We start from the raw sequence: 13,826 nt of genomic DNA, 5'->3' as shown, positions 1-13,826 counted from the left end.
GCCGCATATTACTGGTAGAGCTTTTCCATGAGAAAGTTTTCCAGGCCTTGCCCACGCTTCTCGACGATTTGCTTCGTTATGACGCGGAACCCTTTGCGCTCAAAAAACGGTCGGGCCGTTCGGCTGGCTTCGATATAGATTCGGCTAAACCCCAGCTTCAGGGCTTCGTCTTCGACCCTGCTCAATAGCCGGCTTGCTATTCCAAGCCCCTGAAACTCGGGGTGCACAAACATCATGTCCAGGCATCCGTCGCCGGTCAGGTCGGAAAACCCGGCAGGCTGTCCGTCAAATTCTGCGATCCAGGCAGGCCTGCTTGTCCTTCGCTCTGCCCATAGTCCGCGATCTTCCACCTTTGCCCAAGCCTGGATCTGAGCGGGTGAGTAGTCTTTCGACGCGACCTCTCGTATGGCGCTCAGAAAAATTTCAATCGTCGCGTCCACGTCGCCTGGCGCGTAAGGCCTGATCAGAATTCGGTCGTCCATCGAGAGCGCCTTTCGCGCAATGCTGCGCCAATCCGATGGATTGAACCATCGATCAAATCGCTGCAGCGCTCACGCTACAGCATCTCAAGAATATGTTCCCATGCGGGTCGTCCCAATTTGGCGTCGGCCTCGTCACTTCCACCATGAGCGCGCAGCGATGATCGGGGGGTGGTTTCGCCCGGCAGCAGAATGCGATGGCCCGCATCTTCTCCCAACACAAGCTGGGTGAGTAAGCCCGAAGCTGCGCGCCGCCGAACAAGTGACGCGGCAAATTTGTCTGATGGCCAGAGCGCGTCATCGCATCCTGCTACGAGCAGAATTTCGGCATTCGTTCTCTCCAAAGGGATAGCCGCTGCTTCGATCTCAGACTCGTGCACCTGAAGGCATCTTTCGAACAGGCCTCGATAGGAGACCAGCTCGTCTCTGTATTCTCGCACCCATTCTGGGTCCGACGAAACAAAGGGAAGCGGTGTGCCTCGCAATGTCCACGACGAGCGTTCCGGCCAGCTAATGCCATCAAGCCCTGGACCAATATTTCCCCACACGACTGACGAAGGGCTCATCGCGACGACCGCGCTGATGCGCGGATCGTATACCGCCGTGAGCAGCGCAGCTTCGGCGCCTTTCGATGTCCCCACCAGGACGATGCGTTTGCAACCGAGTTCGATCAAATAATCAGTAGCAGCGAAGAAGGTTTCCAGCGGCACCTCGCAAATGCCTGGCGCCTGGCCTTCGCCGCCGAACCAGCGAAGCGCGATGACCGTTGCCCCTTGGCTGGCAAACAGCCTGGCACGTGCCACATCCACCCGGCCACTGGAGCCGCCGAGCACCACCACGCCGGTGCCAGTATCTGGTTTGACTTGAAATATCTCGCCCTGCAATGGCGGGGGGAGACGTTGATATCCTGCATCCAAAACTAGGCTCCTTCTTCCAGGGGCATCCAGATTTAGGAACGTGCCGAGTTGCCAACTAATGCAATGCCGCCGGCGATCAATCGCTCCGGCATATTTCCTATTTCAGAAGTGGGCAGCACCCGGATCGAGCTGCGGGCTGTCTCCCGGATGGGTGAAGAGCTTACCGTTCTCAGCCCAGAGGGTTGCTGCGATGGTGACCGCACCGAAGAGGGCGAAGCCGCCAAAGAGCGGCTGCACCGTGCCGTTGAACATCTGGCCAACCAAGCCACCGAGAATGGCGCCGGCCGTCGTCGAGACGAAGCCGGTGATGGCGGTCGCCGTGCCGGCGAGATTGCCCATCGGCTCGAGGCTGATGGCGGTGAAATTGGTGGCGATCACGGCAAACATCATCAGCACGATGGTGAAGATGCCGTAGGCGACGGCGAAATCCGGCTTGCCGGCCAGTGAGAGGAAAAAGCCGGCGGCTGACAGGGCCGTGAAGATCAGCAGGGCGGCGTGCGAGATGCGGCGCATGCCGAATTTGCGCACGAAGAAGCCGTTGGCGAAATTGGCGACGGCGATGCCGCCTGCGGTGGCCGCAAAGGCGATCGGCAGCCAGTCGCCAAGGCCATAGACGTCGCCGAAGACCTGCTGCACCGAGATCACATAGGCGCTGATGACGCCGGTGAACATGGTGAGGCCGATCATGTAACCGCAGGTGATGCGGTTGGTGAGCACGGTCTTGAAGCCCTCCAAGACAGAGCTGACCGACAGCGGCAGCCGCTCTTCCGGTGGCAGCGATTCCTTCAGCCGCAGAAGAGCCCAGACGAACAGGATGGTGGCGATGATACCGAGCAGGATGAAGATCCAATGCCAGTTGGCATAGAGGATGATGAGTTGGCCAACGGAAGGGGCAACGATCGGCACGATCATGAAGACGATCATGACATAGGACATCACGCGGGCCATTTCACGGCCGCCGAAGCAGTCGCGGACGATGGCCATGGTGGTGATGCGCACCGCCGCTCCGCCCACGCCCTGAACGAAGCGCATGACCAGCAGCATTTCGAAGCTGCCGGTTGCTGCTGCGGCAAACATTCCGACAATGTAGCAAGCCAAGCCGCCGAGCAGGATGTTGCGGCGGCCGAACGTATCCGAAAGGCTGCCGAAGAAGATCTGCGAGACACCGAAGCCTAAGAAGAACACGCCGATGATGAGCTGGGCGTCGTTGGTATTGGTGACGCCGAGGGAATGGCCGATATTGGGCAATGCCGGCAGCATGCTGTCGATCGCCATGGCGATGCTGGCGGTCATGATGGCGATGGTGACGATGAATTCGCCAAAGCCCATGCCGATGCGGCGAGAGCCCTGGTTTTCCTGGTGCGGTTTATGCGGCGGCGTCATGTGATTGGAAATCCCGGATGCGGAGGAGGGCGGCCGTTCAGACGGCGGGGTTCTGCGATTGGAAGAGGCGACCCTTCTCGGCGATCAGCACGAAGACGAGCCCGATGATCGACACGGTGAAATAACCGGCAACCATCGGCAGCGCCGTGCCGTCGAAGGCCTGGCCGATGCCGGCGCCGATGATGGCGCCGCCGACCGTGCTCATGAAGCCGAGGACGGAAGAGGCGGTGCCGGCGACGTGGCCAAGGGGCTCCATGGCGAGCGAATTGAAGTTCGAGCCGATCCAACCGAACTGGAACATGGCAAGGCCGAAGAAGGAGATGAACAGAGCGAAGGGCATCGGCTCGGTGCTGGCCATCTGGACGATCAGCCAGATGGTGTTGATGGCGATGAAGCCGATGAGCGAGCCGTGCGACAGGCGGCGCATGCCGAGCTTACCGACGAAGCGCGAATTGAAGAAGGACGACAGCGACATGAAGATCGCCACACCGGCGAATGCGAAGGGGAAATAGACGCCGAGATCGTAGATGCCGACATAGACCTGCTGGGCCGAATTGATGAAGCCGAACAGCGCGCCGAAGATAAAGGTGCTGGCAATGGTGTAACAGAGCGCGACGCGATTGGTCAGCACCAGCTTGAAGGCGCCGAAGATCGAGCGGGCGGTAAATGGGCGGACATTCTGCGGATGCAGGGTTTCCGGCAGACGGAGATAGGCCCAGACGGTGATGCCAGTCGCCATGGTGGCGATGAAAAGGAAGATCAGGTGCCAGTTGCCGAAAAACATGACGATCTGGCCAGTGCCGGGCGCAATGACCGGCACGATCATGAAGACCATCATGATCAGCGACATGACCTCGGCCATCTGCCGGCCGCCATAGATATCGCGAACGATGGACACAGTGATGACGCGGGTTGCGGCTGAGCCGACACCCTGGATGAAACGCAGCATCAGCAAGCCGGCGAAGGTGGGGACGAAGACGATGCCGATGGCGGAAACGATATAGATGACGAGACCGACCAGAAGCGGCGTGCGGCGGCCGAAGCGATCGGAGAGCGGGCCGTAGAACAGCTGGGCGCAGCCAAAGCCGAGCAGATAGGTGGAGACGACGAACTGCCGGTGATTCTCACTCTCGACGCCGAGGCTCGCGCCGATCTGCTGCAGGGCCGGAAGCATGATGTCGATCGCCAGCGAGTTGACGGCCATCAGGAAGGCTGCGAGCGCGATGAATTCACGCTTGCCCATGGGCAGGCGGCCCGCGGACACGGCTTGTGATGAATCTGTCACAATGAAATTCCCATAAACAGGTCAAGGCGCTGCTGGCCGCAGCGCCTCGAACTCAAGAAACAGATTTGGAAACCGGGCGGACGTCCGGTGACCGGTCAGGCGGCGCCGCGAACGGTGATGCCATTTTCCTGAAGATGCTGCTGCAGCTCACCAGCCTGGAACATTTCCCGGACGATGTCACAGCCGCCGACGAACTCGCCTTTTATGTAAAGCTGCGGGATTGTCGGCCAGTTGGAATATTCCTTGATGCCCTGGCGGATTTCCGAATCGGCGAGCACGTTGACGCTCTTGTAGTCGACACCGATGTAATCAAGAATCTGCACGACCTGACCGGAGAAACCGCACTGCGGAAACTGCGGCGTGCCCTTCATGAAGAGGACGACGTCGTTGGTCTTGATTTCGTTGCCGATGAATTCGTGAATGCCGCTCATGGGATCTACTCCTTTCAACAGGCGGGTTAAAGGCCCACCGTTTCAATCGTTGCCTTTAGATAGCATGCGACGGCAGGAATTCCAGCCGCCCGAACCAAAAAAAGACCAGTTCGCGCAGGCCGTTGCCGGGGTTGTTGCCGTCGCGTTACGGTCGAATGGCGAGATAGGTCTGAATCTGTTCGATTTCGACATCGGTGAAATGGCTGAAATCCCATTGGGAAACCTGTGTCATCACGCCGAGATCCCGGCCGCCGACGCCCTTGCCGGTGCGCAGCAGCGTCTTGAAATCGGCAGCTGAATAGGATTGCGCCAGGGGCTTAAGCGCCGGCGCCAGGAAGGCTTCCGACTGCTTTGCCGTATCGAGATTATGACAGTGGCTGCAATCGGTCCTGAAGGCGTATTCGCCGATATCGGTCGGACGCGTCGCGGCAGGGGAGACGACGGCAGGCACCAGATCGGCCTCGAAGGGGATCTTGTCGAGCGCCAGGCCGATTCGCCCGAGCGGTCCCCATTGCGTCGTTCCGGCCACAGCATCGGGAAGCTGCTTCAAACTGCGCATCCACGCAATGATCGCCGCCATATCGTCATCGGTGATATTGGCGAAGTTGCTTGCCGGCATGATGAAGGCGCCGGTACCGTCCTTCTTGACGCCATGGCGGATGAGGCGCACGAGTTCAGCATCGCTGTACATGGGCACGAAGCGGGTCAGGTTCGGCGCGACGATGCGGCCGATGCCCGGCTCGTCGATGAGCACGTTGCCGGCATCGTGATGACAGCCGCCGCACATCAGCGTGCGGGCACGACGTTCGGCTTCCTCGGCAGGCAGCGTCGTCTTGACGGTGAAATCGGCAACCGCAACGTCATAGGTCCTGGAAAGGCGCATCTCCGACAGGGCGTAGACGCCGGCGACGGCGATGAGACAGATCGCGACGACGGCCGCGAGAGTGATTTTCAGAATGCGTTTCATCGGTTCAGTCCCCCAGTGTCCCGAAGATGCAGCTTTTGCTCGAAAGATATCAGCTGCGTCGCTGACGGCTGCGGCCAGCGGCGGTGCGGCGCTTGCTGACCTGTTTGCGGGCGGGCTTAGGCTTGGCCGAGGTCGTCTTGCGCGCAACCTTCGTCGTCGCGGCGGGGCGTGTCTTACGCCTCCTGCGCTTCGTCGTGGCGCGGCCGGTGGTTTTTTTCAGGATCTCCTTCAGCACGCTGTCGACGACGCCTGATATCAATTCTTTGACTAGGTCGACCACAAACCCCCTCCGTTCGTGATGGAAACGACATGGATGCTATTGAATTCCGGAAGAGTTCGGTTAGCAAGACGGCTTCGAGACCATAGCTGCTTTTTTGCCCCTATCAGCGGCGCAGCAGCCGGATCGCAGCAACATGCCGGCCATTTGCCCGGCCGGAAGAGTGGAATGAAACTGATCGAGAAGCGGGTCGTCCTGCATTTCACGGGCTTCGAGCCGCTCGACGGCGTTGCCCACAGGGCGCGCTACGAGCGTTCGGCCAGGCAGAGTGCCGCCGTCTGGGGCTATTCGCTTGAAACGGGCGCGCCGGAGGCGGGAAGTGATCCCCTCAGTTTCGTGGTCACGACGGGCGAACGGGCAGCCAAAGCGGCGCCCGCGGCAGCGCCGGTGGCAGCCGACAAGGCGGCGACCGGGGAAGGGACCGGTTCCCACGGCTGGCAGACGAAGAGCCGGATCCACATGGTCGATCACGATACGCTGGTAATCAGGCTGCGCGGCGGAAACACGCTGAGCCAGATCATGGCAGGCTTCCGGAGCTGCGCCGAGATCATGCTCGAAGGCGGCATGCGCGGATATTTCCGCCACGCCTGGCGCTTCGGCCTGTTCTTCCTCTTCCCGTTCCTGCTGACGGCGCTGGCGATCGCACTGACGGCGCAGATTGCCATCCTGCCCTATGGTCTCGGCTTTTCGCCGTGGCACATGCTCTGGAGCGGACCGCTGGCGCTTTGTTTCTTCATCTTCGCCTTCCTGCCGTTTTCCGAACGCTTCCATACGCTGCATCTGTTCGCCGATTGGGCAATGGCCGTGGCGCTCGGCCGCATGGACCGGACAGATTTCAACGACTGGCTGGAAGGCCGGGCCACTGCCGTGCGCAAGGCGCTTGATGAACAGGCGGACGAATATGTGATCTCCTCGCACAGCATGGGATCGAGCGTCGCCGCCCATGTCATCGGCATATTGCTGGAAAGGGAGCCGGAGATCTTCAAGGGCAAGCGTGTGGTGTTTGCCACACTCGGCAGCGCCATCCTGCAATGTGCGCTCATGTCATCGGCAACACTGCTTCGCGCCCGCGTCGGGCTGATCGCCCGCTGTCCCGACATTTCCTGGCTCGATGTGCAGTGCCTGACGGATTCGATCAATTTCTACAAGGTACCGGTCGTTGCTGTCTCCGGCCATAGGGATGCGCCTCAGGCGAAAATGATCCTGATCCGCGTCAAGCAGATGCTGACGCGCGAGCACTACCGCAAGATCCGCAAGGACCAGCTACGCGTCCACCGGCAATATGTGCTTGGGCCTGATCTGCAGGCACCCTTCGACTTCACGCTGCTGACATCTGGGCCGATGCCGGCCTCGGTCTTTGCCAATCCCGACGAAAAGAGAATGCCCGGCTGAGGGCCGGGCATCGTCATCGGGATCGCGTCGGGCTCTATTCCGGCGCGGAGGTCTGCAGCGCCAGCGCGTGCAGTATGCCGCCCATATTGCCCTTCAGCGCCTCGTAGACCATCTGGTGCTGCTGCACGCGGCTCTTGCCGCGGAAGGCTTCGGCGACGACTTCGGCGGCGTAGTGATCGCCGTCGCCCGCCAGATCGCGGATCGTCACCTTGGCACCGGGAATCCCAGCCTTGATCATGTCTTCGATATCGCCGGGTTTCATGGCCATGATCGTTACTCCTTGCGCATCATTCCGCAGCAAGTTCGCCGCGGCCTTCCATGAAATCAGGGAACCACGATTCATGGGCATCGCGCAATTGCTGAATCGGCAGCGAGATGAGATCGCCGACGATGAGCGCCGTTCCCCCGACCGTGCCGAGACGGCGGAAGGGAACGCCGCCACCTTCTGCATTGACGCAGACGAAATCGGCGACATCGGCAGGCAACGTCAGGACGTAGCGCGCCTGATCCTCGCCGAAGAGCAGCGCATGCGGCGCACCCTTGCCTTCGCTCAGATCAATCGTCAGGCCTTTGCCCGAGGCCATCGCCATTTCGGCGAGCGCCACGGCAAGGCCGCCCGAGGAGATGTCGTGGCAGGCGGTCGCCTGGCCGTTGCGGATCACGGAGCGAACGAAATCGCCGTTGCGGCGTTCGGCAAACAGATCCACCTCCGGCGCCGGACCCTCACGGCTGGAAAGCACGTCGCGGAGATAGACGGACTGGCCGAGATGGCTGCCGTCGACGCCGATCATGATGACCTTATCGCCATCGTTGGCAGCGCCGATGCGGGCCATCTTGCGCCAGTCCGGCAGCAGGCCGACGCCTGCGATCGTCGGGGTCGGCAGGATGGCGACGCCGTTGGTCTCGTTGTAGAGCGAGACGTTGCCGGAGACGATCGGGAAGTCGAGCGCGCGGCAGGCCTCGCCGATGCCCTTCACCGCCTGAACGAATTGGCCCATGATCTCGGGCTTTTCGGGATTGCCGAAATTGAGATTGTCGGTGGCGGCGAGCGGTTCGGCGCCTGTCGCTGTGATGTTGCGCCAGCATTCGGCGACCGCCTGCTTGCCGCCTTCGAACGGGTCTGCCTCGACATAACGCGGGGTGACGTCGGAAGAGAAGGCGAGCGCCTTGGAGGGATGGCCGTCGACGCGCACGACGCCGGCATCACCCCCCGGAAGCTGCAGCGAATTGCCCTGGATCAGCGTATCGTATTGCTCATAGACCCAGCGGCGGCTCGACTGGTTGGCGGAACCGACGAGCTGAAGCAGCGCCTGGCCATAATCCTCGGGTGCGGCGACGAGATTTGCCGGCAGGGGGCCATGCTTGCCGGATTCGCGCCAGGGGCGGTCATATTCCGGCGCCTGGTCGCCGAGATCCTTGATCGGCAGGTTGGCGACTTCCTCGCCCTGATGCATGACGCGGAAGCGCAGATCGTCGGTCGTCTTGCCGACGATGGCGAAATCGAGGCCCCACTTGACGAAGATCGCCTTGGCTTCCTCTTCCTTTTCCGGCTGCAGCACCATGAGCATGCGCTCCTGGCTTTCCGACAGCATCATTTCGTAGGCCGTCATTCTCTCTTCGCGCACCGGCACCTTGTCGAGCTCGAGCAGGATGCCGAGATCGCCCTTGGCGCCCATTTCGACGGCCGAGCAGGTCAGGCCGGCTGCACCCATATCCTGGATGGCGATGACGGCGCCGGTCTTCATCAGCTCGAGGCAGGCTTCCAGCAGGCACTTTTCGGTGAAGGGGTCGCCGACCTGAACGGTCGGGCGCTTCTCTTCGATCGATTCGTCGAATTCGGCCGATGCCATCGTCGCGCCACCGACGCCGTCGCGCCCGGTCTTGGCGCCGAGATAGACGACCGGAAGACCGACGCCCTTGGCTTCGGACAGGAAGATGGCGTTGGACTTCGCAATACCGGCAGCAAAGGCGTTGACAAGGATGTTGCCGTTGTAGCGGGCGTCGAATTCGACTTCGCCGCCGACCGTCGGCACGCCGAAGGAATTACCGTAGCCGCCGACGCCGGAGACGACGCCGGAGACGAGATGGCGGGTCTTCGGATGATCCGGCTCGCCGAAGCGCAGGGCGTTCATCGCGGCAATCGGGCGCGCACCCATGGTGAAGACGTCGCGCAGGATGCCACCGACGCCGGTCGCAGCACCTTGATAAGGCTCGATATAGGAGGGGTGGTTGTGGCTCTCCATCTTGAAGACGACGCAATCGCCGTCATCGATGTCGACCACGCCGGCATTTTCACCCGGGCCCTGGATGACGCGCGGCCCCTTGGTCGGCAGCGTGCGCAACCATTTCTTCGAGGATTTGTAGGAGCAGTGCTCGTTCCACATGGCCGAGAAGATGCCGAGCTCGGTGAAGGTCGGTTCGCGGCCGATCAGATCCAGAATACGCTGGTATTCGTCGGGCTTCAGGCCATGACCCGCGATGAGTTCCGGCGTGATCGGGATGGTGTTTGGAATGGTCATGAGCTCTCGAAAGTCCCTGCCGTTGCGCGTTTTCCGCTCTTTAGCCTATGTAGGGACGGCGCGCGACAGGAAAATGCCCGCCGTCAACAGCGGGCGGTCAACTTCTTCCTGACGATGAAATGCGGTCGCTGCCTAGAATTTGTAGCCGATCTGCAGACCGGCGCGTGTCATGCCGTCGTTCGGCCCATCGCAGAGATTGGCATGCGAGGAGTGGGCGATCTGGGCCATGATGTTCCAGTGGGCGTTGAAACGATAGCCGGCGCCCAGATATTCGTGGAAGTGGACGCGACAGCCGAGTTCCGGGCAGTCACCATCGCCCTCGAGATCGCCGGTATGAATGACGCCGCCGAAGCCGGCTTCGGCAAAAAAAGCTTCTCGTTCAAATCGACCGTCCAGGTGAAGCCGGTGAAGAACTGGCTGGCCTCGCCTGACGTGCCGATCGAGGAGCCGAGATGCACACGAGGTGCCATACCCAAAAAACGCAACGGGATCTTTCCGAAGTCGACCTCATTTGCTGTCCTTTGATTCGCGTCAGACGGGAACAACAAGGAGGTAATATGGAGGTTGAGTCGGTGAAGCGCTCCGAATAGGCTCCGGCGTTTTTTCCAAATTATGACGTGTAATTGCAACACGTCATATTTCGCCGTCATAGGCGGAGCCGCCATTTTCCAGCAGCCGGCGCAGGATCATCAAGCCCGAGATCAGTTCCTGCCCCGTCTTCGGCGAGGAAAAGCCGATGCGAACGCGATGATAGGGTCTCTCTCCGCGCGCCGACTTGAACTCGTCCTCATCGTCGACGAGCACGCCGTCGCGGAAGGCGGCATTTTTGAATGTGCCGGACATCCAGGGCTCCGGCAGTTTCAGCCAGAGGAAGGGCGCGTGTACGTGCGATTCGAAATCGAAGCCCTGTAGCTGCTCGCGGGCGAGACGGACGCGCCGTGAAAGTTCCTCAACACTTGCCTTGCGGATCTCGTGCGCCATGCCGCTTTCGACGAGGCGCGCGCAAGTCTCGGCCAGGATGAAGGGCAGGCCGCCGGTAATCATCCTATGCGTCACCTTGATGCGCTGGGCAAAATGCGGCGGGCAGGCGACCCAGCCGCCGCGCACGCCGGCGGCGACCGATTTCGACAGGCCGTTGACGAGGAAGGTGCGATCGGGCGCAATCGAGGCGAGCAGCGGCGTATCGTCGTCGGCCATGCCGCCGTAGAGGTCGTCCTCGATCAGCCAGACACTGTGTTTCCTGGCGATTGCGGCGATATCAGCGCGCCGCTCATAGGGCATGATCGCCAGCGTCGGATTGTGGACGGTCGGCATCAGGAAGGCGATCTTCGGATGCTGCTGCTGGCAGAGCCGCTCGAAATCCTCGGGGATCACGCCGAGCTCATCGGAATCGACCGTCAGTGTGCGGCGGCCGAGCAGGCGGGCGCTGCGGCTGACCTGCGTGTAGGTGAGATCTTCGAAGACGATCTTGTCGCCCGGCGCAGAAACGGCGGCGATGACTGATATCGCCGCCGCATGGGCGCCGAGCGTCGGCACGATGTTTTCGACCTCCGGCGTCCAGCCGCTGCGGGCAAGCCAGAGGCGACCGGCCTCGAACCAGTTGCGCGGGAAACTGCGGGAATAAGAGGAGATTTCAGAAAGATGCTGTTCGCCGATCTCGGCGAGAATGCCTGCTATGATCTTGCCCTGGCCGAGATCGGGCGCGGCTGTCGTGTCGAAGCGGATCTTGTTCGCCGGCGCATCCTGGACGCGGGTACCGCCGAGCGAGACGGTCAGCGGATCGATCTGTTCGCCGGGCGCCGTCTCCGAGCGGTTCAGCACATAGGTGCCGCGCCCCACTTCGCCGGCGACCAGACCCCGCTCATGCACCAGCGCATAGGCGCGGCCGATCGTGCCGATCGTCACGCCGATATCATAGGCGAGGTTGCGCTGCGGCGGCAGTTTGCTGCCAGCGGGCAGGGCGCCGCTTGATATGGCGGATTCGATGCTGTCGGCAAGCCGGAGATAGACCGGCCCGGAACCGCGGGAAATATCGGGAAGCCAATTTGTCATGGTGACAATTGTATATATTGGCACATTGTATCGGTCAAGCGTATGAGTCAATTCCAACGGCACGCCGAGAGGATTCCTGGAATGTCTGCCTTGCCTGAGATCAAAATGCCGATTGTACCGATTGTCTCTTATGAAGACAGGAGACAGATTGTCCTTCCCGTCGCGCCCGCCGAGGCGACGACGCGTTTGGGCCGAATCTGGGCTGCCATTCTTCTCTGGCATCAGAAGCGGGAAGGCCGGCGCGCTCTGAGGGGCCTGACGGCGACCGAGCTCAAGGATATCGGAGTGTCACAGTCCGAAGCCGCGCGCGAAGTCGGCAAGTCGTTTTTCTGGGACTGATCTTGCTTTCGAGCAGATCATTCTTTCAGGGCCGATTGGGCGATCAGCTGCAGGCCTTGTTGCCCGCCGACCAGCGATTGACGTCGGTGGTGATGCGGCCGGCGACCGGCTCCTGCATCATCGGCCCGAAGGCCTGCAGGCGCGACGGGCTTCCCTCGGCCTGAACGACCAGTAGCGGCCGGCTTTCCGGGCTGCCCTTGTGGACAAGCAGGATGCGCGGCCGGCCGGAGAAGGAGTTGAGCTCCGGCGCCAGCTTATAAGCAGCAAAAGCCGGATCGCCTGACTTGAACCAGCAGGCATTGGCGCCGAGCGCCACGCGTTCCATCGTCGGCAGTGCGGCGCGGTTCGGGCCAGTCGTCGGCGCCGGCGTCTGGCAGGCTGTCACCGTGGCTGCGAGAGCGGTCAACAGGGCGGCGTTTGCGAGGCGAGGGCGCATTAATCTTGCTCCAGATCCGGACGGAAGGATTTTCGGGTGCATGCCGTTGCCCAAGACCGCTGCGCGGTTTTTGGGCGACGTGCAGGGCTCAGGCGGCGATGACGTCGAGCGCCGAGGCGAACAGGCCACGGCCGTCCGAACCGCCATGGGCGGCCTCGATCAGGTTTTCGGGATGTGGCATCATGCCGAGCACGTTGCCCTTTTCATTCATGACGGCGGCGATATTGTTGATCGAGCCATTCGGATTGGTGCCCTCGGCATAACGGAAGACCACCTGGCCATTGCCTTCGATTGCAGCCAGTGTCGCTTCGTCGGCGAAATAATTGCCGTCGTGATGGGCGACCGGGCAGCGGATGACCTGACCCTGCGCATAGGCGCGGGTGAAATCCGTCTCGGCATTGACGACTTCCAGCTTGATCTCGCGGCAGACGAATTTCAGCGAGGAATTGCGCATTAGCGCGCCGGGCAGCAGGCCGGCCTCGACGAGGATCTGGAAGCCATTGCAGACGCCGAGCACCTTCACACCCTTCGCAGCCTTGTCGATGATTGCCTGCATGACCGGCATGCGGGCGGCGATCGCACCGCAGCGCAGATAATCGCCATAAGAAAAGCCGCCGGGAATGACGATCAGATCGACATCGGGGATCGCGGTTTCCGTCTGCCAGATCGTCACCGGTGGCTGGCCGGAGATCTTGGTCAAGGCGGCGATCATGTCGCGGTCGCGGTTGAGGCCCGGAAGTTGAACGACGGCTGATTTCATGGGGTCCCTGCGTTTCGCGAAAGATATTGAACTGGAACGCTTTCGGCGAGCCATACTCCATTGTCGGAGACAAAGAAAGAATGACCCTCTGAAAACATGCGGGCCGCGTCTACGCATAGGATGAGATGTTCACCCTTGCGGCGCATTGCGACGATTTTCGCCGTTTCGACATCTGCTGACAGATGAACGTGGTGCCGTTGCATCTTCTTCAAGCCTTCGCGCTCGATCGACTGCCAGTTCGTCAGAGACGTGCCGTGAAAAAGAGCGGCAGGCGGCTCGTCCTGGTTCAATGCGAGATCGACGTCGACACTATGACCTTGGTTTGCGCGAATTCTATTATCGGCGAGCGAGAAGCGCTTCTTTGGATTGTTTTCGACAATCTCGATGATCTCGGCGCGGGAAACGTCGTATTTCGACGACAACGCTTTTTCGAGTTCGTCGAACGCCACCCAACCCTCGCTATCAAGCGTCAAGCCCGAAGATTCCGGCGCATGACGCAAAACATAGCTCATATATTTCGAGACTTCCGTCTCCAGCTTTGCTTTCATCATGACGCCAAATCCTCAAAGTCCGCCAGACGACGGGTCTG

15 protein-coding genes and 1 pseudogene are annotated in these 13,826 nt (G+C 61.1%); 2 read left to right on the top strand and 14 right to left on the bottom strand.

Annotated features, from left to right (window positions below; genetic code table 11):
* Window positions 1–8 precede the first annotated feature (8 nt).
* The 7 genes from ACD590_RS10805 to ACD590_RS10775 form a co-directional block, all read right to left on the bottom strand.
* On the bottom strand, window positions 9–482 hold the full coding sequence (locus tag ACD590_RS10805) for a GNAT family N-acetyltransferase (RefSeq protein ID WP_018242205.1): 474 nt from the start codon (window positions 480–482) through the stop codon (window positions 9–11).
* Window positions 483–556: 74 nt separating this feature from the next.
* On the bottom strand, window positions 557–1,396 hold the full coding sequence (locus ACD590_RS10800) for an alpha/beta hydrolase (protein ID WP_439002535.1): 840 nt from the start codon (window positions 1,394–1,396) through the stop codon (window positions 557–559).
* 102 nt (window positions 1,397–1,498) lie between these two features.
* Complete coding sequence (locus ACD590_RS10795) at window positions 1,499–2,779, bottom strand: multidrug effflux MFS transporter (protein ID WP_439002534.1); 1,281 nt, start codon at window positions 2,777–2,779, stop codon at window positions 1,499–1,501.
* 37 nt (window positions 2,780–2,816) lie between these two features.
* Entirely contained in the window at window positions 2,817–4,022 is a 1,206-nt protein-coding gene (locus tag ACD590_RS10790) for a multidrug effflux MFS transporter (protein WP_032980411.1), read from the bottom strand.
* Between the two features lie 137 nt (window positions 4,023–4,159).
* The gene (grxD, locus tag ACD590_RS10785) at window positions 4,160–4,495 is read right to left on the bottom strand and encodes a Grx4 family monothiol glutaredoxin (RefSeq protein WP_018242201.1); all 336 of its coding nucleotides are present in this window, start codon (window positions 4,493–4,495) and stop codon (window positions 4,160–4,162) included.
* Between the two features lie 145 nt (window positions 4,496–4,640).
* Entirely contained in the window at window positions 4,641–5,462 is an 822-nt protein-coding gene (locus ACD590_RS10780) for a c-type cytochrome (RefSeq protein WP_018242200.1), read from the bottom strand.
* 49 nt (window positions 5,463–5,511) lie between these two features.
* Window positions 5,512–5,742, bottom strand: a complete 231-nt coding sequence (locus ACD590_RS10775; RefSeq protein ID WP_018242199.1) for a hypothetical protein — start codon at window positions 5,740–5,742, stop codon at window positions 5,512–5,514.
* 165 nt (window positions 5,743–5,907) lie between these two features.
* On the opposite strand from ACD590_RS10775, the gene ACD590_RS10770 reads away from it, so the two are divergent.
* Window positions 5,908–7,131 carry a hypothetical protein gene (locus ACD590_RS10770; protein WP_047621279.1) on the top strand — a complete coding sequence of 408 codons (1,224 nt, stop codon included), beginning with the start codon at window positions 5,908–5,910 and terminating at the stop codon, window positions 7,129–7,131.
* A gap of 34 nt (window positions 7,132–7,165) precedes the next feature.
* Here the strand turns inward: ACD590_RS10770 and ACD590_RS10765 are convergent, their stop codons facing one another.
* From ACD590_RS10765 to ACD590_RS10750, 4 genes and pseudogenes are all read right to left on the bottom strand, one after another.
* Window positions 7,166–7,399, bottom strand: coding sequence for a BolA/IbaG family iron-sulfur metabolism protein (locus tag ACD590_RS10765; RefSeq protein ID WP_003579540.1), 234 nt, complete (start codon window positions 7,397–7,399; stop codon window positions 7,166–7,168).
* 19 nt (window positions 7,400–7,418) lie between these two features.
* A complete protein-coding gene (gene purL / locus ACD590_RS10760; protein ID WP_018242197.1) occupies window positions 7,419–9,650 on the bottom strand; it encodes a phosphoribosylformylglycinamidine synthase subunit PurL in 2,232 nt (743 codons plus the stop codon).
* Between the two features lie 132 nt (window positions 9,651–9,782).
* Window positions 9,783–10,114: pseudogene (locus tag ACD590_RS10755) on the bottom strand (acyloxyacyl hydrolase); the annotation flags it as partial.
* A 169-nt stretch (window positions 10,115–10,283) separates the two neighbouring features.
* Window positions 10,284–11,702: a PLP-dependent aminotransferase family protein gene (locus ACD590_RS10750; RefSeq protein WP_018242196.1), complete on the bottom strand. Its 1,419-nt coding sequence runs from the start codon at window positions 11,700–11,702 to the stop codon at window positions 10,284–10,286.
* A gap of 81 nt (window positions 11,703–11,783) precedes the next feature.
* Between ACD590_RS10750 and ACD590_RS10745 the strand changes: the two genes are divergently transcribed.
* The gene (locus tag ACD590_RS10745; protein WP_018242195.1) at window positions 11,784–12,041 is read left to right on the top strand and encodes a DUF1127 domain-containing protein; all 258 of its coding nucleotides are present in this window, start codon (window positions 11,784–11,786) and stop codon (window positions 12,039–12,041) included.
* 43 nt (window positions 12,042–12,084) lie between these two features.
* Here ACD590_RS10745 and ACD590_RS10740 read toward each other — a convergent pair whose 3' ends face one another.
* The 3 genes from ACD590_RS10740 to ACD590_RS10730 form a co-directional block, all read right to left on the bottom strand.
* The gene (locus ACD590_RS10740) at window positions 12,085–12,477 is read right to left on the bottom strand and encodes a hypothetical protein (protein ID WP_112903294.1); all 393 of its coding nucleotides are present in this window, start codon (window positions 12,475–12,477) and stop codon (window positions 12,085–12,087) included.
* Between the two features lie 88 nt (window positions 12,478–12,565).
* Window positions 12,566–13,237 carry a phosphoribosylformylglycinamidine synthase subunit PurQ gene (gene purQ, locus ACD590_RS10735; RefSeq protein WP_115157492.1) on the bottom strand — a complete coding sequence of 224 codons (672 nt, stop codon included), beginning with the start codon at window positions 13,235–13,237 and terminating at the stop codon, window positions 12,566–12,568.
* Window positions 13,234–13,788, bottom strand: a complete 555-nt coding sequence (locus ACD590_RS10730; RefSeq protein ID WP_018445209.1) for an RNA 2'-phosphotransferase — start codon at window positions 13,786–13,788, stop codon at window positions 13,234–13,236. The genes purQ and ACD590_RS10730 overlap by 4 nt, the downstream gene beginning before the upstream one ends.
* Between the last annotated feature and the right edge of the window lie 38 nt (window positions 13,789–13,826).

Origin of the sequence: Rhizobium sp. 862_C5_N1_2, from assembly GCF_051811205.1 — a bacterium.
GTDB classification, from domain to species: Bacteria; Pseudomonadota; Alphaproteobacteria; order Rhizobiales; family Rhizobiaceae; genus Rhizobium; species Rhizobium leguminosarum.
This window is presented reverse-complemented; position numbering and strand designations above follow the sequence as displayed.

Coding starts and splice junctions, on each gene's coding strand:
- grxD (WP_018242201.1), bottom strand. CDS start 4,495: ATGAGCGGCATTCACGAATTCATCGGCAACGAAATCAAGACCAACGAC.
- purQ (WP_115157492.1), bottom strand. CDS start 13,237: ATGAAATCAGCCGTCGTTCAACTTCCGGGCCTCAACCGCGACCGCGAC.
- ACD590_RS10805 (WP_018242205.1), bottom strand. CDS start 482: ATGGACGACCGAATTCTGATCAGGCCTTACGCGCCAGGCGACGTGGAC.
- purL (WP_018242197.1), bottom strand. CDS start 9,650: ATGACCATTCCAAACACCATCCCGATCACGCCGGAACTCATCGCGGGT.
- ACD590_RS10770 (WP_047621279.1), top strand. CDS start 5,908: ATGAAACTGATCGAGAAGCGGGTCGTCCTGCATTTCACGGGCTTCGAG.
- ACD590_RS10740 (WP_112903294.1), bottom strand. CDS start 12,477: ATGCGCCCTCGCCTCGCAAACGCCGCCCTGTTGACCGCTCTCGCAGCC.
- ACD590_RS10795 (WP_439002534.1), bottom strand. CDS start 2,779: ATGACGCCGCCGCATAAACCGCACCAGGAAAACCAGGGCTCTCGCCGC.
- ACD590_RS10780 (WP_018242200.1), bottom strand. CDS start 5,462: ATGAAACGCATTCTGAAAATCACTCTCGCGGCCGTCGTCGCGATCTGT.
- ACD590_RS10790 (WP_032980411.1), bottom strand. CDS start 4,022: ATGGGCAAGCGTGAATTCATCGCGCTCGCAGCCTTCCTGATGGCCGTC.
- ACD590_RS10745 (WP_018242195.1), top strand. CDS start 11,784: ATGTCTGCCTTGCCTGAGATCAAAATGCCGATTGTACCGATTGTCTCT.
- ACD590_RS10730 (WP_018445209.1), bottom strand. CDS start 13,788: ATGATGAAAGCAAAGCTGGAGACGGAAGTCTCGAAATATATGAGCTAT.
- ACD590_RS10765 (WP_003579540.1), bottom strand. CDS start 7,399: ATGGCCATGAAACCCGGCGATATCGAAGACATGATCAAGGCTGGGATT.
- ACD590_RS10750 (WP_018242196.1), bottom strand. CDS start 11,702: ATGACAAATTGGCTTCCCGATATTTCCCGCGGTTCCGGGCCGGTCTAT.